Below are 17,499 nucleotides of genomic sequence, written 5' to 3' on the forward strand. Positions count from 1 at the left end.
GGAGCGCCCCCGTCCGGCTCTCTACGACACCGGACTCGACCCGACCGAAGGCCTCTGGACCCGCTCAGGATGGGCAGGACGCGCATGACACACCCGAACCCATCCACACGTTCTTGCCGATAAGCCTGACCGGATCACATCCACCTACAGAAAAAGTCCCGGAAACCCTTGAGTTTCCGGGACCTCTCGGTCGGGCTGACAGGATTTGAACCTGCGACCCCTTGACCCCCAGTCAAGTGCGCTACCAAGCTGCGCCACAGCCCGTTGGCCTCCGCTCTCGCGCAGGCAACTCCCCTATCTTAGCCGCACGATCGGCTCCCATGCGAACCGAGAGGCCGCTTCCAGCGATCCGAGACACGCACCACCGCCTTTGCCCCTGTCGGACGCCGGTCCAGCCTGCTTGGAACGGCGAAGAAGCAGACAGCGAAGGATCGGCCGTCCACAGCGATCCCCACAGCACTCGCGACCGCCGATCACTGGAACGACATGCAGCATGCGCTCACGGATGGAGGCGGCGGCGGCCAGTGCATGTGGCCGTCCTCATCAACAACGAGTGGGAGTCCATGACGCGCGACCAGCGCGAGCAGCTGTTCCACGACGAGATATCCGCGGGCCGGCACCCGGCCTCGTCGCCTACGTCGACGGCGAGGCCGCCGGATGGATCCGCATCGAATCCCGCACAGGCCCAGCTGGCACGCACCCGAGGCATCGACGCCACCGCCCAGGAACCCGTCGACGGCTGAGATGATCGCCGGTTCATCCGGCCCGGCGGTCCCGGGCACCTGCGCGCGGCACGACAGAGCGGGGGCGACGTCGTCGGAGGAAGCAGAGACACCGTCTATCTCCGGCTGCACGATCGCACGCAACACGTCATCGACTCGAGCACCATCGAGACAGTTGGGCCCCTCTTCGAGAGACGTACAGACAGGACCTACCAGACGGTGAGTCCCCCATCGACGGGCAGGTCGATTCCGTTGATGAACGAAGCTCCGTCGCCGAGCAGGAACACGACGGGATCCGCCACCTCCGTCACCTCGGCCATGCGGCCCATGGGCGATTGATCGGCGAGGAAGCTGTTGCGCTCGGGAGCGTTCACCGCGGTCATCTCGGTGCGTGTGTATCCGGGGCTGACGGCATTGACGCGAATGCGGTTCGACGCCCATTCGACGGCGAGCGTGCGGGAGAGGTGGATCACACCGGCCTTCGAGGCGCTGTAGCCGGAGTGCGCCACGGCTCCGCGGTTGTAGATGGAACCGGACGCGGATCCGATGTTCACGATGGATCCGCCGTGTTCCTGCATCACGCCGTAGGCGGCGAGACAGCTGAACAGCACGCCGGTGAGGTTCACGTCGAGCACGCGGCTCCAGTCGTCGGTGGCCGTGTCGACCGTCGGCTCCAGGTGGTCGATGCCTGCGCAGTTGACCGCATACCGCACCACACCGAGGCCCGTCGCGCGCTGCGCGGCGTCGGCCATGCCCTCCCGATCGCGCACATCCACTTCGAGCGCGAGCGACGTCACCCCCGCTCCTGCGCACACCGCCGTCGCAGCGCCGAAGTCGGCGCCGGGTCGGTCTATGCACGCCACCGACACGCCGTGTCGGGCGATGGCCGAGACGATCGCGAGTCCGATCCCGCCTGCGGCGCCCGTGACGATCGCGACAGCGCCGCGCTGGAGCCCACTCATGCTTCCTCCTTGACACGCGCCGTGCTCTCCAGGCGCTCGTACAGCGTCCCGCTGCTGATATACGACTGCATCAGCAGCAGATACGAGCCGTACAGGACTCCGGCCGTGCCTCGACGCGACTGCTTGAGCTCGATGCGATCGATGAGCGTGCTGGGAAGATACGTCGCGAGATGCTCGCGCACCCTTTCACGAATACCCGCCGACGCCGGGAAGGCGTCTCCGAGCACGATCACGTCGGGGTCGAGCACGAACACGAGTCCGGCCAGCCCGTATGCCAGGAGCTTGCTCACCCGGTCGATCGCCCACACCGCGAGCGGATCTCCGTCCGCGAACGCTCGGCCGATCTCGTCGATCGTGGAGTTCTCGGTCAGCGGGCTCTCCGGGAAGTCCAGCAGGCGACTGGTGAGGTGCTGTCGCAGCGCCCGCGGCGATGCATAGTCCTCCAACAGGCCGTTGAACTCGGTCGTCTCACTGTTGCGAGTGTGGATCGCGGAGTTGAAGTTGATGCCGAGATGCCCGACCTCTCCCGCGACGCCGCGCGCGCCCCGGAAGATCTTGCCGTCGATCACGATCCCGCCGCCGAGGCCGATGCCGCCGACGACGTTCAGCAGGCACGCGGGTCTGCGCCCGGTCTCCGCGAGATGATCGTGGTACTCGGCGAGGGCGCTCGTCTTGGCATCGTGTTCGAGCAGCACCGGAACATCGGGGAAGCGCAGCTGCAGGGTCGCGCGGATATCGCGCTTTCCGAGTTCGTCGAATCCATCCGTGTGGAGGGTGATGCTGCCGTCCGCCTCGAAGAGCCACCCTAGCGTGGAGATCGCGATCCCCAGCAAGAACGTCTGGTCACGAGGTTCGAGCAGCTCCCTGATCGTCGACTCGGCCAGATCCAGCAGCGACTCGATGCGGATGTCGGGATCGATCGCGGTCTCCCGGCTCTCTATGAGCTCGCCCGACCCGTTGAAAACGGCGAACGTCAGCTCATAGCGGTTGATCCGCAGGGCGACCATGAAGTACTGGCGCAGATCGAGACGGATGCCCGTCGCCCGCCGCCCACCGGCAGACAAGGTCGGGATGTTGTCTTCGATCAGGCCGAAAGCGGCAAGATCCTGCACGAAGTGGGTGACGGCCGCACGACTCACCCCGGCTTCGCGGGCGAGGTCGGAGCGGGATATCGGCCCACGGGTGAGGATGAGATCGATGAACTCATCCGGATTGATGCGCTGCGGCCCTCTCATCGGTCCTCCGTCCCCAAGAGCATACCGACGTGCTGGTATGCCTCGAACGCGTCCGCATAGCGTGCCACGCCATCCGGATCCGGCTGGTAGCTCGCCTCGAATCCCCCGGCGATGGCGCGCTGCGCCTCGACGAGCGAGGAGAAGGCGCCGAGAGCGGTCGCCGCGTACATCGCCGAGCCGATGGCACAGACCTCGTCCTCTTCGCTGACGAGCACCTCCGTGTTCAGCGCGTCCGCCATGCTCTGGCAGATGAACGGCGACTTCTTGGCGATGCCGCCCACGAGGATGACCCTGTCGAAGACGAGTCCTTGCCCCGCGAGACCGTCGTGGATGGCCTTGGAACCGAGAACCGCGGCGCGCACCAGCGAACGGTACACATCGACGGCATCATGTCCGATGCGCAGCCCAGTGAGTGCGGCGCTCGCGTCTTCGTCCACATCGGGGTAGCGCCGTCCGTTGATCCAGTCGAGAGCGATGATGGTGTCGTCCTCCCGTTGCACTGCCTCCCTCTCGAGCGCGCTCAGGAGGGAGCCCCACATGTCGGCGCGGAGCGCCTCGGCCTCGACCGCTCCCCTCTCGGCTCGCACCCGGGGCACGACGATGTTGTCGACGGGCCATGCCAGCATCCTGGCGAACCATGCGAAGAGGTCTCCGAAGGCCGCCTGGCTCGTCTCGCCGCCCAGAGCACCCGGGATGATCGAGTTCTCCGCGATGCCGCACAGCCGGTGGAGATCGCGCCCTTCGATCGCCTCGTAATCGGTGAGGAAGAGATCGACCGTCGACGTGCCCATGACCTTCACCATGCTGCGTGAGTCGATTCCCGCACCGACACCGCCGGCGTGAGCGTCGAGCGAACCGACTCCGACGACCGTGTCGGTCGACATGCGCAGCCGCGCCGCCCATTCGACGCTGAGCGTTCCCAACGCCGTGCCCGCAGGCATCGGGGGCACGCGCATCGTGTCGCGCACGGCGGCGAGCACGGGACTGAGTCTCCCCAGCACTTCGGCGGGGATCGCCCCGCCGAAGTGCTCGTTGTACAGCGCCTTATGGCCGGCCGCGCAGGCGTTGCGACCGAATCGCGTGACGTCGTCGGCGCCGATGAGCATGTTCGGCAGCCAGTCGGCGTGTTCGAGCCATGAGACGGCACGGATGCGCACCCGCTCGTTGATCGTCGTGGCACGCAGGATCTTCGCCCACCACCACTCCGAGCTGTACACGCCCTGATATTGCGTGAAATCGGGATCCGCGGACTCCAGAACCTGCTGGATCCGCGTCGCTTCCTCCACCGCGCTGCGGTCCTTCCACAGCCAGAACATCCCGTCGGGATCCTCGGCGAACTCGGGGTGCAGCGCCAGCGGTATGCCCGCGGCGTCGACAGGTGCCGGGGTGGAACCCGTGGCGTCCACAGCGAGAGCCGCGATCGCTCCGTCACCGAGCGCATCGGCGATCTCGGCGAAGCACGCCTCCAGAGTCTCGATGTAATCGAGCGGATGCTGGCGGAAACGGTGATCGGCCGGCGAACAGTAGAGCCCTGCCGCCCAACGCGGATATGCGCGGCTCACCGAGAGCACCGTGCGCCCTGTTGACACGTCGACCACGCCGACTCGCACGGAGTCGCTGCCGTAGTCCACACCGGCCACGAGCGTCATGCTACGCCTTCGCCGGCTTCACCCGCGATGCAGATGACGCACTTCGTCACCTCGGCCTTGTCGTGCACCGCGTGGCTCATACCCTCTTGAACATCTTCGAAGGGGTAGATCGACGACACGATCCTGCCCAGAGAAACCGCTCCGGAAGCAACGGCGGCAATGGCCTTCGGGTACGTGTTGCAGTAGCGGAAGACAGAGGTGAGGGTCAGCTCCTTGTCGATGAGCAGGTTGACGTTCAGATCCGCACGGCCGTCCTTCGTGTATCCGATGAAGACGAGTGATCCGCCTCGACGGACGAGACGGATCGACTGATCCATCGTCACGCGATTGCCCGCGGTCTCGAACACGGCATCCGGCCTATGACCTATGCGCTCGGCCACCGCCGCGTCGACGTCCGCGACATCGGCCGCGTTGATGGTCTCGGCGCCCAACTCTTTCGCGAGCTGGAGGCGGTTCTCCACGAGGTCGACCACGACGACATCGCGGACACCCGATGCCTGCAGCGCGAGAAGAGTGAGCAGGCCGATGCTGCCCGCCCCGAGAACGAGGGCACGATCGCCGAGCCCCACTCCCGAGCGCTGCACCGCATGGAACGCGACGGACAGCGGTTCGATGAGCGCGCCCTCCAGAAGGCTCACGCCCTCGGGGAGGAGGTGGCAGAAGCTGGCCGGATGCCGGACGTACTCCTGGAAAGCACCCTCGGTGACGGGCAGCGACGCCCAGAAGTACACCTCGGGGCAGAGGTTGTAGCGCCCCTCCTTGCAGAATGCGCACCGCAGACATGCGACGCCGGGCTCGAGTGCGACCCGGTCACCGACGCGCAGGGTCGATACGGCAGATCCGACATCGACGACGACGCCTGCGGCCTCGTGCCCGAGAACCATGGGTTCCGTCACGACGCTCTCTCCGATGAAGCCGTTCTGGAACAGCGCCATGTCCGATCCGCACACGCCGACGTAGCCGACCCGCACGAGCACATCTTCGGGGCCGATCTCCGGCACCGGTCGCTCTTCCAGCTCGATCCTGCCGACGCCGGTCATCACTGCCGACCTCATCACACCATCCGTCACGAACGCTTCACTCCTTGACTGCGCCACTGAGCAGCCCCTTGATCAGACTCTTCTGCGCGACGAACCCGAGGATGATCGGGATGATGACGGCGATCGTCGCGACCGCGGACATCTTGCCCCAGAACAGACCCTGCTGCGTCATGAATCGGTTCATGTACACCGGGAGCGTTCCCGACTCGGTGAAGGTGAACGACACGGCGAAGAGGAACTCGTTCCACGTGATCACGAACACCAGCAGTGCCGTGGAGATCAGACCGCCGCGGATGATCGGCAGGATCACCCGCAGGAACGCCTGCCACCGTGTGCAGCCGTCGATCTGCGCCGCCTCGAGGATCGATTCGGGGATGTCGGTCATATAGGTGGTCGTCATCCACACCATCATCGGAACACCGATGGAGGTGTAGAGGAGCACGAGCACGAAGACGGTGTCGAGCAGATCGAGCGCGTTCGCGATCAGGTAGATCGGGATGATCACGGCGACCGCGGGAAGCAGCGTCGTGGTGATGTACCAGTTGTATCGCGACGTGGGGTTGCGCAGACGTCCGAACACGATCGTGTATGCGATCGGAACGCCGAGCAGCAACGTGAAGAGCACCGTCAGCAGAGTCACGACGACGGAGTTGCTCAGGTGTCGAAGCAGCTCGTCGTTGATCACGGCCTGGTAGTTCTCGAGCGTGGGGTTGAAGGTCCACGACGGCGGCGCGATCTCCTGTTCGGGCTTGAACGAGGAGTACACCATGTAGAGGATCGGGAACGAGAAGACGATCGCGATGAGGAACAGACCCGCCGCGCCGAGAACGGTGCGGGTCTTCTTGGTGGCGTTGCTCAGTGAGGTCATTTCTTGCCCACCTGTCCCTGGGCTCGGAAGAAGAAGGTGATGATGACGAGTGTGAGGAGGACCATCACGACGGAGATCGCCGCGGAGCGACCGACCTGCCAGTCGTAGAAGGCTGTTCGATAGACGTAGTACGGCAGGTTCGCCGACGCGACCCCCGGCCCTCCCTGAGTGGTGACGAAGATGATGCCGAACACCTTGAGGAGGTTGATGAGGCCGAAGATCCCGGCTACCTGGAAGTAGGGCTTCATCAGCGGAACCTTGAAGGACCAGATCTGACGCAGCCAGCCCGCGCCGTCCACGCGTGCCGCCTCCATGACCTCCTCCGGCAGGCTCTGAAGCCCGGAGAGCAGGATGAGGAAGAGGAACGGCGTCCACTGCCACACGCACAGGATGATGATGGTGTTCAACGCGTTCTCCGCGCTGAAGAAGGAGAGGGGATCGAGCCCGAAGAAGCGGGCGATCACCTCGTTGATACCGAATGACGGGCTGAGGATCAGCGTCTTCCACACGATGCCGATGACCGGCTCCATGACGAAGTAGGGGATGATCAGCAGCGACCGGGCGATCGCGACGCCGGGGAAGTCACGGGCGAAGAGAAGAGCCAGGATGAAGGCGAGAACCATCGCGATGGCGAGAGAGAACGCCGTGATGCGGAAGGTGTTGAACAGGACGGTGTAGAAGTCGCCGTCCGTGAAGATGCGGACGTAGTTGTCGACGCCGCTGAACTTGACCGGGAGATCGGGCCTGCGCAGGTTCCAGTCGAAGACCGACAGAACGATCGTGACGAGAAACGGCAGCTGGGTGACCACCATCACGATGACCAGCCCGGGCACACCGAGCAGGTTCACCCTCTTGGAGGCGCGCTCGGTCTTCTTGTCCGTGGTCGCGCTCTTGCGCTCTCGTGTGAGCACTGAAGTCATGAACTGTTCCTTATCGGGGACACCGGTCGTGTGGTGCGGGCAGAGCGATCGACGCTCTGCCCGCACCGAGGGACGAGATCGTTACTGACGCCCGCCGTCCTCGAGCGCACGGTTCGCGATGTCCTGCGCTTTGGCGAGCGCATCATCGGTGCTGCCGCTGCCCGAGACGTACTCGGCGAGGGTCTGCCCCAGCTGCTCGCCCATGCCTGCCCATTCGGCGATGGCGGGGAGCGAGTTGCCCACGTACGGCGTGTCACCGACGGCGGGGTGGGTCCAGTCGACGTTCTCCAGCGAGTTCAGCACGAGCGAAGCGTAAGGTGCGACGGCCTGGTACTCGGGAGCCTCGTAGGTGGAGGCGCGGGCGCCGGTGAGGACGTCGAGCCAGCCCTTCTCCTCGGCCACGAGCTGGACGTAGTCCTTCGAGGTGACCCACGTCATGAACTGGAACGCCGCGTCCTTGTTCTTCGACGAGGTGGTCAGGCCGAGGCCCCAGCCGCCGATCGTCTGCGTGTTGCCCTTGCCGGGGCCCGACGGGGACATGGCGTAGCCCATCTTGCCCTTGACTGCGGAGTCGTCGCTCTCGAAGACGTCTGCCGACACGGTGGCGTCGTAGTAGATCGCAGCCTTGCCGCTCGACATGAGGTTGAGCGTCTCCGTGTAGCCGTTGGAGGTGACCTCGGGTGCGCCCGCGTCCTTCTGCAGCTTGCGGTAGAACTCCCAGGCCTCAGCCATCTCCGGGGTGTCGTAGGCGGCCTGCCAGTCCATGTCGGCGATCTGTCCGCCGAAGGCGTTCATGATCGTGTTGAACACGTACATGTTCTCGCCGTAGCCCGCCTTGCCGCGCAGCGCCATGCCGACGGTTCCCGTCGCCGGGTCGTTCAGCTGCGTTGCGAAGTCGTAGACCTCATCCCAGGTGGGCTCCTCTGGCATCGTCAGCCCGGCAGCCTCGAAGAGATCGGCGCGGTACATCAGCATCGTGCTCTCACCGTAGAGGGGAAGAGCTCCGAGGCCCTTGGTCTCGGAGGTGAAGCCGGCCAGCGTGCCCTCGATGAGGTCGTCGGCGTCGTACGCCTCCTTCTCATCTGCGGACATTCCCTCGAGCAGCGGCTCGATCGGCTCGGTCCAGCCCGACTCGACGTAGGTCGATGCATCGCTGGTTCCGAGCGTGACGACATCGAACTGCCCGCCGTTGACGGCGACGTCCTGCTGGATCTTGGAGCGGATGTCGTTCTCCGTCAGCATGACGAACTCGACTTCGATACCGGTCTCCTCGGTGAAGGCGGGTGCCATCTCCTGCATCGTCATCATTGGACCGTTGTTGACCGACGCGATGACGATCTTGTCACTTCCGGAATCGCCTCCCGACGGCTCTCCCGAGCAGCCGGTCAGCACCATGCCGACCGTGGAAACAGCAGCGACGGCGAAGATCGCCTTCTTGCGCATCGTTGTCATGGATTGCCTCCTGTAACGCCATTGTTGTTTGCAGAGTAAACGTTTCTAACGAAAAAAGTCAATCAGACTTGGACTGACAGTAGTTCAGTTCGTTATTGCTTTGGCTCGTAAACACCGTAGTCGATCAGAATCGTGCGAGAGTCCGCCAGCGGAGCACGCTCCGCCGTTAGATACAGTTTCGTTTTAGATCGACTACTTTTGTTTTACTTTGCTTCTAGGCACCAAACCATAGTAGAATCATGATTGTCAAGCTGGCGCCCGAAAGTAACCCGTGATCCGCCGGTAAGGTGAGGCCGTTCGAGCGATCTCTCCGGGAAGGGAACCACGATGTCAGAGGTGCCGATGTCTGCACGGGACACATTCGCGATGGAGCGAAGGGAGAGGATCTGGCGTCTGGTCACCGAGCGCGGTCGCGTTCGCACGTCTGAGCTCGCCCAGCAGTTCAGCGTGACCGAGCCCACGATCCGCAAAGACATCGCAGATCTGGAGTCGCGCGACCTCCTTCGTCGCGCGCACGGCGGTGCCGTGGCACGGCGTCCGATGACAGAGATCCCGTTAGGAGAGCGCGAGCGGAAGTTCGTCGCCGAGAAGCAGCGGATCGCCCGCGCCTGCCTCGATCTCATCGACGACGGTGCCGCCATCTTCCTCGACGGCGGCACGACCACCATCCAACTCGCGCTGCTGCTCGCCGACCGCGCCGAGGGCGTGCCTCGTGACGTCAAGGTCATCACGAACTCCTTCCCCATCGCCGAGGTTCTCGGCAACCGGCTCGATGAGCACCCCGTGGTCATCGGCGGACGCTTCCGCCCGCAGGGTCGTTGTTTCGTCGGTCCGCTGGCCATGAAGAGCCTCGAGCAGTTCCGCGTGGACATCGCGTTCATCGGGGTCACCGGGGTGAACGCGGACGGCGCATTCGGCGCCGACATCAGCGAGGCCGAGATCAAGGCCGCCGCCGCGAAGCGCGCCACCAGGGTCGTGATCCCCATGGATCACTCCAAGGTCGGCCTCACGGATTTCATCGAAGTGTGCCCGCTGTCGGATGTCGACGTCATCGTCACCGACCAGGCGGACGAACAGCTGACGGAGTGGGCGCATCGGCACACCATCACCGTCACCGTCGCGGAACCGGCTCGAGCATCGGGTTGATCCGCGCCTGACCCCCTCACAATCGAAGGAGAGAAATGAGTATGACGATCCCGGGTCGCTTCGCAGAGAAGTCGGCCGTCGTGACCGGTGGCGGTGGAGCGATCGGCTCGGTCACGGCGCAGCGACTGGCGGCCGAGGGCGCGGCCGTCGTGGTCGTGGACTTCGACCTCGACGCCGCGCAGAAGACCGCAGACGCGATCGTCGCCGCGGGTGGAGCGGCACGCACGTTCCAGGCCGACGTCAGCGATCACGAGCAGGTGAAGGCCTATGTGGACTTCACCATCGCGGAGTTCGGCCGGATCGACATTCTCTTCAACAACGCTGCGATCAACGGCACGATGGTGCCCTTCGTCGAGTACCAGCCCGACGTCTGGCGCAAGGTCATGGGCGTCAACGTCGATGGCGTCTACCACGGCCTGCACTACGCGCTCCCCCACATGATCGCGCAGGGTTCGGGCAACATCCTGAACACGGCATCCGTCGCCGGCATCACCGGCCACGCGGAGCACGGCGCATACGGCGCCTCCAAGCACGCCGTCGTCGGCATCACCCGTATCGCAGCTGCGGAGGTCGCCGGATTGGGCGTGCGCGTGAACACCCTGGCTCCCGGCCCCGTGAACGCTCCGATGATGCACGCCACCGAACGCATGCAGACGCCGGACGACCCCATGCGCTACCGCGCGAAGGTCCTGGCCAACATCCCCGCCGGACGCTACGCCGAGATCAGCGAGATCGCCAGCGCCGCCTGCTGGCTCATGAGCGACGACTCCGAGTACGTCCACGGCATCGTGCTGCCCGTCGAGGGCGCGTTCACGTCATCGCACTGAGTGCAGAGAATTGGCCGGCTCCCTCGGGGAGCCGGCCGATCTTCGCACCGAACCCTGTGCCCAGATATCTCAGCAGAGCGTCATGCCGCCATCGACGACGATGTCGGCTCCGGTGACGTGCCCTGCGGCATCGCCGGCGAGAAAGACGTAGGCGCCGACCAGATCATCGACCTGAGCGAGCTTGCCCATCGGCACCATCTTCTTCCAGCCTTCCTGCTGCGGCTTCATCCGTTCGGTCTCCACCATCGGGGTGATCGTGAAGCCGGGGCTCACCGAGTTCACACGGATGCCGTGCGGCCCCCACTCGTAGGCGAGCGTGCGGGTGAGACCCCAGGCAGCGGACTTCGACGAGTTGTACGGCGCCTGATACTGGGGCACCGAGAAGTACGACGAGATCGACACCGTGTTGATGATGGACCCGCGAACGCCGTTCTCGATGAACCAGCGTCCTTCTTCCCTGCAGCAGTAGAAGAGACCGTCGACGTTCACGCCGTATACGCGACGCCACTCCTCGTCGCTCGTCTCCACCGCCGCGCCCGCATTGCCGACGCCGGCGTTGTTGACCGCGATGTCGAGCCCGCCCAGTCGGCCTGCCAGAGCAGGGATCATCTCCGCCACGGCCTCGGGGTCGGTGACATCGCAGACGTAGTGGTGAACGCGACGACCGTGGACGTCGCTCAGCCGGGCCGCGGCGGCCTCCGGGTCGGCGACGGCGAGATCGACGATCGCGACATCCGCTCCTGCAGCGAGGAGCCCGTTCGCGACTCCGTTACCTATGCCCTGCGCGGCGCCCGTGACGAACGCCGACTTCCCCTCGAGCGAGAACGACACCATTATCCGACTCCTTTGATACAAAACGGTTGCACAGACAATCATGGCGCAGTGAAACTCCAATGACAAGCAGACGAAACTAATACAAAGCTGATACGCTCCATTTCGAAAGTGAGGAATCAGTGATGATCGGACTCGACATCGGCGGCACGAAGATCGCCGCCGTGCTCCTCGACGACACCGGCACGGTGCGCGAGAGGTCGTGGCACGAGCACTCGGCTCGCGGTGTCGAACGCCTTGCAGACGAGCTCTCAGCCACGGCGCTCGCCCTCCTCGAGCGCGCTGATGGCGCATCCGTTCCCGCGGTCGGCGTGTCGGTGTCCGGCCTGGTCGCACGCGATGGGAACGTCACCGGCGGCGCAAGCCTGGAGATCTTCGGCGACCTCGCCGGAGCCGTCGCACAGCGCCTCTCCCTCCCCGCGCAGATCATCAACGACGGCGAAGCCACCCTCCGCGCGGTCGTGGCCGCGTATCGGGAAGACACCGGCGCGAACGTCGACGATGCGGTGCTGCTCACTCTGGGCACGGGCGTCGGTGGAGCGATCATCAGCGCGGGGCGAGCGATCCGTGGAATCACCGGACTCGCGACCGAACTCGGTCACCTCCCCGTGCGCCAACCGTCGGATCGCCGGTGCGTCTGCGGGAGCTCCGGGTGCCTCGAGCAGTTCGCCGGCGGGAAGGGCATCGCCGAGCGCGCGATGCTCGCATCGCCTGCAGGAACCGCCCGAAAGATCACCGCACGCGATGTCATCGAAGCGGCTCATGCCGGAGACGCCTCAGCGCTCGCCCTTCTCGACGACGCCGCTACGGCCGTGGCCGATGCGATTCGCGCACTGTGCGTGACCATCGAGCCGCGCGTCGTGTTCCTCAGCGGCACCATCGCCCATGCCTCGGCGGATCTTCTCATCGACCGGATCCGCGAGCACATCGCGCGGCACTGGTCCTTCGCCGGACTCACCGAGCCTCCGCCCGTGCAACTCGACGCTGTCGGCCCGTTCGCGGCCGCGATCGGCGCTGCACTGTCGGCACAGGACCACCTGAACCCCTCTGACAACGTCACCGCATCGGAAGGCAACACCCATGACTGACCCCGTACGCATCGGACTGATCGGCGCGGGCCGCATCGCACAGGCAGCTCACCTCCCCGGGCTGGAGAAGACCGACCGCCTGACTCTCGTCTCGATCTTCGACCCGAGCCCCCTCCTCTCCTCGCGCGTTGCCGAGCGCTATGGCGTCACCAGTGCGCCCTCGCTCGAGGAGCTCCTCGCCGACGACATCGATGCCGTCGTGATCGCCACCCCCGACCGATTCCACCACCCGCTGGGGATGGCGGCGCTGCGCGCAGGCAAGCACGTGCTCGTCGAGAAGCCGCTCGCGTCGACAGAGGTCGAGGCCGAGGAGATGGCTCAGCTTGCCGCAGAGCACAACCTGCGCCTGCAGACCGGGGCCATGAAGCGGCACGATCCCGGCATCGTCTTCGCGCACCGCCACCTGTCGCGAATCGGCCGTGCCGTGTCGTACCACTCCGTATACCGCGTGCCGGCGCAGCGTGCGCCGATCGAGGCGACTCTCTTCCCGGCGATGATCGTCGACGAGGCCGTGCGCACGGTCGAGAACACGTTCAAGGCCAGCGGCAACCGCGCCGGCTACCTCATCGCCACCCACGGCGCGCACGTGTTCGACACCCTCCTGCACTTCACCGGGCGCCCTCGCTGGATCAGCGTGCACGGTGCACAGGTCGGCGAGGACTACACGTGGCACGGCGTCGTCGGACTCGCCTCGGGCGGCGTCGGATCGTTCGAGATGACCGTCGATGTGCACGGCGACTGGTCCGAGGGGCTCGAGCTCGCCGGCGAGAAGGGCTTCATCCGCACGAGCACCTTCCAGCCGTTCTGGAAGCGCGCCTCGGAAGTCGAGGTGTACCTCGAGGAGACCGGCGAGTCCCTGCGTCCGCACCCGACCGACACGAACGCGTTCAAGCTCCAGCTCGAAGACTTCGCGGAGGCGATCGTGCAGGACATCGCGGAGAGCCCGTCACCCGCCGATGGTGTCTTCGTCGTGCGGATGATCGCCGCCGCCGTCGAGAGCGCAACATCCGACGGGGCACGGGTCGAACTGTGAGCCAGCTCGCCACCGGCGTCTTCGCCCGCTGCTTCCCCGTCCAGCCCTCCGCGGAGTTGGCCGCGACCATCGCCGGTCACGGGTTCGACGCCGTGCAGTTGAATCTCTCCTCGATCGGCCAGCCGACGATCCCCGACCACGATGCCCTCGACGCGCTCGATCTGCGCGCGATCCGCTCCGACTTCGAGTCGGCGGGGCTTTCGATCTGGGGGCTCTCCGGGTCGTACAACATGATCGACCCCGACGCGGAACGCGCCGAGGCGCTGACCGCCGACCTGGCGCGCCTGATCCGCCGCGCATCCGAGCTCGGCGTGACGGCGGTGACGCTCTGCACCGGCAGCCGTGACGCCGAGAACATGTGGCGCGCGCACCCCGACAACGACACACCTGAGGCATGGTCGGACCTGATGGCGAATCTCGTGCCGCTGCTGGACGCCGCCGACGAGGCGGGCGTGCTCCTCGCCGTCGAGCCTGAGCCGGGCAACGTCATCTCGGGCACTGCTGCGGCGTTGCGACTGCTCGATGAACTCGGCGAGCGCTCCTCCCGCATCGGCTTCATCCTCGACCCAGCCAACCTCGTCGGAGACGCCGCTCCCGGCGACCGCGAGGCGATTCTGCGCGACGCCTACGAACGACTCGGCGGCTTCGCCATCTGTCAGCATGCCAAGGACGTGGTCACGTGGGATGAACGCCTCGCCGGGGCCTCTGGACTCGACTTCGCACTCGTGCGCGAACTCACTGCGGCGCTGCCGATCCCCGTCCCCGTCATCATCCAGGATGCCGACAGCGACAACATCGACGCCGTCGCAGCACTCGTCGCGGGCGCCGCGTGAGCGCCGGCGCAACCGCGAGCGACTACGCGGCGGACGCCACCGTCACTCGCGTCGGCAATGGCGAGACCGTCCTGCTGATGCTCCACGGACTCGGCGGAGACCGCAACCAGCCCCTCGGGCTCCTGACGGGCACGCCGGAGAACGTCACCGTGATCGCCCCCGATCAGCGCGCCCATGGCGAGAGCAACGTCATCGGGGAGGCGGAGGACTTCTCTCTCGATGGACTCGCCGACGACGCGACCGCGCTGCTCGAGGCTCGGGGACTCGCCGACCGGCCGCTGATCGTCGCGGGGATCTCCATGGGCGCTGCGGTGGCACTGCGGCTGCTCGAGCGCGCCGATCACGATCTGCGTGGCTCACTGTTGATCCGCCCTGCGTTCGAGAGTGAGCCGTGGCCCGCGCATCTGCAGATCTTCCGCGAGGTGGCAGCGCTCCTGCGGTCGGAAGGAGCCGAGGGCCTCCGCGCCATGGAGCGCTCCCCGCTGTATCGACAGATCGCAGACGTCTCGCCTCAGGGTGCGTCGAGCATCCGCGAGCAGTTCACCAAGCTGCGCGCCGTAGAGCGCGTCGTGCGTCTGGAGAACGTGCCCGCGAACGCCTCGCTCCCCCTGGGCGGCGGCTCCTGGACGCCACCGTGCCCCGTGACCGTGGTCGGCGCCGCAGCCGATCCGGTGCATCCCCTGCGCACTGCGCATCTGTGGCACGAGTACATCACCGACTCGGCGTTGGCCGAGCTCCCCTCCCGCGATCGGCAGCCGACCGACTACCAGAACGGCTCCGTCGACGTCACGCAGCGCTCGTTGAGCGCCTGGGCGTCGTAGCCCTCTCTCGACCAGCACCAGCACACGGAAAGCTCATGGACACGACACATTCAGCCCTTCCCGTCATCGACGACGACGTCGTCACGACCGCTCGTCTGCTCGCCGTCGATGCCGTCGAACAGGCGAGGTCGGGGCATCCGGGCGCTGCGCTCTCGCTGGCGCCCGTCGCCACCCTGCTCTTCCAGCGTCACCTCCGACACGATCCGGCCGAACCGAACTGGGCCGGACGAGACCGTTTCGTGCTGTCCTGCGGACATGCCAGCATCCTGCTCTATGTGCAGCTGTTCCTCAGCGGCTACGACGTCACCCTCGACGACCTCCGCGCCTTCCGCACTCGCGGCTCGCGCACTCCCGGGCACCCGGAACTCGGTCACACCGCCGGAGTGGAGACCACCACAGGGCCGCTGGGGCAGGGACTCGCCAACGCCGTCGGCATGGCGATGGCCTTCGCCCACGAGCGCGCGGTCTTCGACCCCGGCGCAGACGCAGGCTCCTCGCCGTTCGATCGGCACGTGTGGGTGCTCGCGTCTGACGGTGACCTGCAGGAGGGCATCTCCTACGAAGCAGGAGCGCTCGCCGGGCGCCTCGGCCTGCACAACCTCACCGTGGTGTACGACGCCAACGACATTCAGATCGAGGGCAGCTCATCGCTGACCTCGAACGAAGACGTCGGAGCGCGTTTCGAGTCACAGGGATGGGATGTGTCGCGCGTCGCCCTGCGCGCAGACGGCGAGGTCGACGTCGATCGTCTGGACTCCCTGCTCGGAGCCCCGACATCGGATCGTCCGCGTCTCGTGATCATCAAGTCGCAGATCGCCTACCCGGCACCGAACGCCGTCGGCACCGCCGCCTCGCATGGAGCACCGCTCGGAGCCGCTGAGGTGGAGGCGCTGCGACGCGTGCTCGACGTCGATGAGGCGCCGTTCGCCGTCGATCCCGACGTGTTGAGCCGCGCTCGTGCGGTCCTCGGGCGCGGCGAGGACGCACGACGCGAATGGGAGGCGACCTTCGCCGACTGGCAGAAGGCCGACCCGGAGCGCGCTGAATCGCACCGCGCCTTCCTCTCACGCGAGCTCCCCACTGACCTCGCCGATCGACTGCCCGTGTTCGACGCCGGCACCACCGCCTCCACGCGCGACGCCTCCGGCGCGGCCATCCAGGTGATCGCCGCCGCCATGAACGGACTCTGGGGCGGATCCGCGGATCTCGCCGAGCCCAACCGCACCGAGATCGCCGGCGGCGGTTCGTTCCTTCCTCCGGCATCCGGACTCGGAGACCTCACCGGACGCAACGTGCACTGGGGTGTGCGTGAGCACGCGATGGCCTCGGCCATGAACGGCATCGCACTCGCAGGTGGATGGATGCCGTACGCCGGCACCTTCCTCGTCTTCAGCGACTACCAGCGACCGGCGATCCGACTCGCCGCACTCATGGGACTGCCGGTGACCTACGTGTGGTCGCACGACTCGGTCGCCCTGGGTCAGGACGGCCCGACGCACCAGCCGATCGAGCACCTCGCGGCTCTGCGCGCGATCCCCGGCTTCGCCCTCGTGCGACCGGCTGATGCGAACGAGACCGTCGCCGCGTGGGCGGCGATCCTCCGTCGCAGCGCGCCCGCAGGCATCGTGCTCGGACGCCAGGGCGTGCCCGTGCTCCCGCTCCCCCTGGATGCCGTGCGCGAAGGAGTCGACCGCGGCGCATACATCGTGCGGGATCCGGAATCTCCCGACGTCGTGATCGTCGCGACCGGCAGCGAGGTGGCCCTTGCGCTCACCGCGGCAGAGCAGGCCGAGTCCCGTGGCGTCGCCGTGCGAGTGGTGTCGATGCCCAGCCGTGAATGGTTCGCCGAGCAGGATGCGCAGTACCGCGAACAGGTGCTGCCCGCTTCGCTGACCGCTCGCGTCGTGGTCGAGGCTGCGGCATCGTTCGGCTGGCATGACGTCGCCGGCGCCAGCGGGGTGGTCGTCGGCATCGACGAGTTCGGGCTGTCGGCCCCTGCGGACGAGGCGATGCACGCGCGCGGCATGACCCTCGAGCGGGTGCTGACGGCCGTGGAGCACGTCGCGAGCTGA

General features: G+C 66.3%; 16 protein-coding genes and 1 tRNA gene. 8 read left to right on the plus strand and 9 right to left on the minus strand.

The genetic code is table 11. The features are described 5' to 3' along the window. Positions 1-190 precede the first annotated feature (190 nt). Positions 191-264: transfer RNA gene (locus ACYVGQ_RS18440), tRNA-Pro, on the minus strand. Between the two features lie 260 nt (positions 265-524). Between ACYVGQ_RS18440 and ACYVGQ_RS18445 the strand changes: the two genes are divergently transcribed. Then, complete coding sequence (locus tag ACYVGQ_RS18445) at positions 525-743, plus strand: hypothetical protein (RefSeq protein ID WP_460786151.1); 219 nt, start codon at positions 525-527, stop codon at positions 741-743. A 188-nt stretch (positions 744-931) separates the two neighbouring features. Here ACYVGQ_RS18445 and ACYVGQ_RS18450 read toward each other — a convergent pair whose 3' ends face one another. The 7 genes from ACYVGQ_RS18450 to ACYVGQ_RS18480 all read right to left on the minus strand — a co-directional run bounded on the left by ACYVGQ_RS18450 (position 932) and on the right by ACYVGQ_RS18480 (position 8,848). Then, complete coding sequence (locus ACYVGQ_RS18450) at positions 932-1,684, minus strand: SDR family oxidoreductase (RefSeq protein ID WP_460786152.1); 753 nt, start codon at positions 1,682-1,684, stop codon at positions 932-934. Next, a complete protein-coding gene (locus ACYVGQ_RS18455; RefSeq protein WP_460786153.1) occupies positions 1,681-2,919 on the minus strand; it encodes an ROK family protein in 1,239 nt (412 codons plus the stop codon). Before ACYVGQ_RS18455 ends, ACYVGQ_RS18450 begins: the two co-directional genes overlap by 4 nt. Then, the gene (locus ACYVGQ_RS18460) at positions 2,916-4,568 is read right to left on the minus strand and encodes a ribulokinase (RefSeq protein WP_460786154.1); all 1,653 of its coding nucleotides are present in this window, start codon (positions 4,566-4,568) and stop codon (positions 2,916-2,918) included. Before ACYVGQ_RS18460 ends, ACYVGQ_RS18455 begins: the two co-directional genes overlap by 4 nt. Next, complete coding sequence (locus ACYVGQ_RS18465) at positions 4,565-5,623, minus strand: NAD(P)-dependent alcohol dehydrogenase (RefSeq protein WP_460786155.1); 1,059 nt, start codon at positions 5,621-5,623, stop codon at positions 4,565-4,567. The genes ACYVGQ_RS18460 and ACYVGQ_RS18465 overlap by 4 nt, the downstream gene beginning before the upstream one ends. Positions 5,624-5,645: 22 nt before the next feature. Next, complete coding sequence (locus ACYVGQ_RS18470; RefSeq protein ID WP_460786156.1) at positions 5,646-6,476, minus strand: carbohydrate ABC transporter permease; 831 nt, start codon at positions 6,474-6,476, stop codon at positions 5,646-5,648. Beyond that, entirely contained in the window at positions 6,473-7,396 is a 924-nt protein-coding gene (locus tag ACYVGQ_RS18475; RefSeq protein ID WP_460786157.1) for a carbohydrate ABC transporter permease, read from the minus strand. Before ACYVGQ_RS18475 ends, ACYVGQ_RS18470 begins: the two co-directional genes overlap by 4 nt. Before the next feature lie 81 nt (positions 7,397-7,477). Beyond that, positions 7,478-8,848 carry an ABC transporter substrate-binding protein gene (locus ACYVGQ_RS18480; protein ID WP_460786158.1) on the minus strand — a complete coding sequence of 457 codons (1,371 nt, stop codon included), beginning with the start codon at positions 8,846-8,848 and terminating at the stop codon, positions 7,478-7,480. 342 nt (positions 8,849-9,190) lie between these two features. On the opposite strand from ACYVGQ_RS18480, the gene ACYVGQ_RS18485 reads away from it, so the two are divergent. Together ACYVGQ_RS18485 and ACYVGQ_RS18490 are read left to right on the plus strand one after the other, a co-directional pair. Next, positions 9,191-9,994: a DeoR/GlpR family DNA-binding transcription regulator gene (locus ACYVGQ_RS18485; RefSeq protein WP_460786159.1), complete on the plus strand. Its 804-nt coding sequence runs from the start codon at positions 9,191-9,193 to the stop codon at positions 9,992-9,994. A 35-nt stretch (positions 9,995-10,029) separates the two neighbouring features. Continuing rightward, complete coding sequence (locus ACYVGQ_RS18490) at positions 10,030-10,821, plus strand: SDR family NAD(P)-dependent oxidoreductase (RefSeq protein ID WP_460786160.1); 792 nt, start codon at positions 10,030-10,032, stop codon at positions 10,819-10,821. 69 nt (positions 10,822-10,890) lie between these two features. On the opposite strand, the gene ACYVGQ_RS18495 is transcribed toward ACYVGQ_RS18490, so the two are convergent. After that, the gene (locus ACYVGQ_RS18495) at positions 10,891-11,655 is read right to left on the minus strand and encodes an SDR family NAD(P)-dependent oxidoreductase (RefSeq protein WP_460786161.1); all 765 of its coding nucleotides are present in this window, start codon (positions 11,653-11,655) and stop codon (positions 10,891-10,893) included. A gap of 122 nt (positions 11,656-11,777) precedes the next feature. Here ACYVGQ_RS18495 and ACYVGQ_RS18500 point away from each other — a divergent pair, with 122 nt between their 5' ends. Genes ACYVGQ_RS18500 through tkt form a run of 5 tightly spaced genes read left to right on the plus strand, consistent with a single transcriptional unit; the run spans position 11,778 to position 17,499 of the window. Beyond that, complete coding sequence (locus ACYVGQ_RS18500; protein ID WP_460786162.1) at positions 11,778-12,740, plus strand: ROK family protein; 963 nt, start codon at positions 11,778-11,780, stop codon at positions 12,738-12,740. Beyond that, a complete protein-coding gene (locus ACYVGQ_RS18505; protein ID WP_460786163.1) occupies positions 12,733-13,773 on the plus strand; it encodes a Gfo/Idh/MocA family protein in 1,041 nt (346 codons plus the stop codon). Before ACYVGQ_RS18500 ends, ACYVGQ_RS18505 begins: the two co-directional genes overlap by 8 nt. Next, a complete protein-coding gene (locus ACYVGQ_RS18510) occupies positions 13,770-14,606 on the plus strand; it encodes a sugar phosphate isomerase/epimerase family protein (protein WP_460786164.1) in 837 nt (278 codons plus the stop codon). The genes ACYVGQ_RS18505 and ACYVGQ_RS18510 overlap by 4 nt, the downstream gene beginning before the upstream one ends. Beyond that, positions 14,603-15,427, plus strand: coding sequence for an alpha/beta fold hydrolase (locus tag ACYVGQ_RS18515; protein ID WP_460786165.1), 825 nt, complete (start codon positions 14,603-14,605; stop codon positions 15,425-15,427). Before ACYVGQ_RS18510 ends, ACYVGQ_RS18515 begins: the two co-directional genes overlap by 4 nt. 35 nt (positions 15,428-15,462) lie before the next feature. Beyond that, positions 15,463-17,499, plus strand: coding sequence for a transketolase (gene tkt / locus ACYVGQ_RS18520; protein ID WP_460786166.1), 2,037 nt, complete (start codon positions 15,463-15,465; stop codon positions 17,497-17,499).

The sequence above is a fragment of the Microbacterium tumbae genome (assembly GCF_054780175.1).

Coding starts and splice junctions, on each gene's coding strand:
- ACYVGQ_RS18505 (WP_460786163.1), top strand. CDS start 12,733: ATGACTGACCCCGTACGCATCGGACTGATCGGCGCGGGCCGCATCGCA.
- ACYVGQ_RS18485 (WP_460786159.1), top strand. CDS start 9,191: ATGTCTGCACGGGACACATTCGCGATGGAGCGAAGGGAGAGGATCTGG.
- ACYVGQ_RS18465 (WP_460786155.1), bottom strand. CDS start 5,623: ATGAGGTCGGCAGTGATGACCGGCGTCGGCAGGATCGAGCTGGAAGAG.
- ACYVGQ_RS18450 (WP_460786152.1), bottom strand. CDS start 1,684: ATGAGTGGGCTCCAGCGCGGCGCTGTCGCGATCGTCACGGGCGCCGCA.
- ACYVGQ_RS18475 (WP_460786157.1), bottom strand. CDS start 7,396: ATGACTTCAGTGCTCACACGAGAGCGCAAGAGCGCGACCACGGACAAG.
- ACYVGQ_RS18480 (WP_460786158.1), bottom strand. CDS start 8,848: ATGACAACGATGCGCAAGAAGGCGATCTTCGCCGTCGCTGCTGTTTCC.
- ACYVGQ_RS18495 (WP_460786161.1), bottom strand. CDS start 11,655: ATGGTGTCGTTCTCGCTCGAGGGGAAGTCGGCGTTCGTCACGGGCGCC.
- ACYVGQ_RS18470 (WP_460786156.1), bottom strand. CDS start 6,476: ATGACCTCACTGAGCAACGCCACCAAGAAGACCCGCACCGTTCTCGGC.
- ACYVGQ_RS18460 (WP_460786154.1), bottom strand. CDS start 4,568: ATGACGCTCGTGGCCGGTGTGGACTACGGCAGCGACTCCGTGCGAGTC.
- ACYVGQ_RS18490 (WP_460786160.1), top strand. CDS start 10,030: ATGAGTATGACGATCCCGGGTCGCTTCGCAGAGAAGTCGGCCGTCGTG.
- ACYVGQ_RS18500 (WP_460786162.1), top strand. CDS start 11,778: ATGATCGGACTCGACATCGGCGGCACGAAGATCGCCGCCGTGCTCCTC.
- tkt (WP_460786166.1), top strand. CDS start 15,463: ATGGACACGACACATTCAGCCCTTCCCGTCATCGACGACGACGTCGTC.
- ACYVGQ_RS18455 (WP_460786153.1), bottom strand. CDS start 2,919: ATGAGAGGGCCGCAGCGCATCAATCCGGATGAGTTCATCGATCTCATC.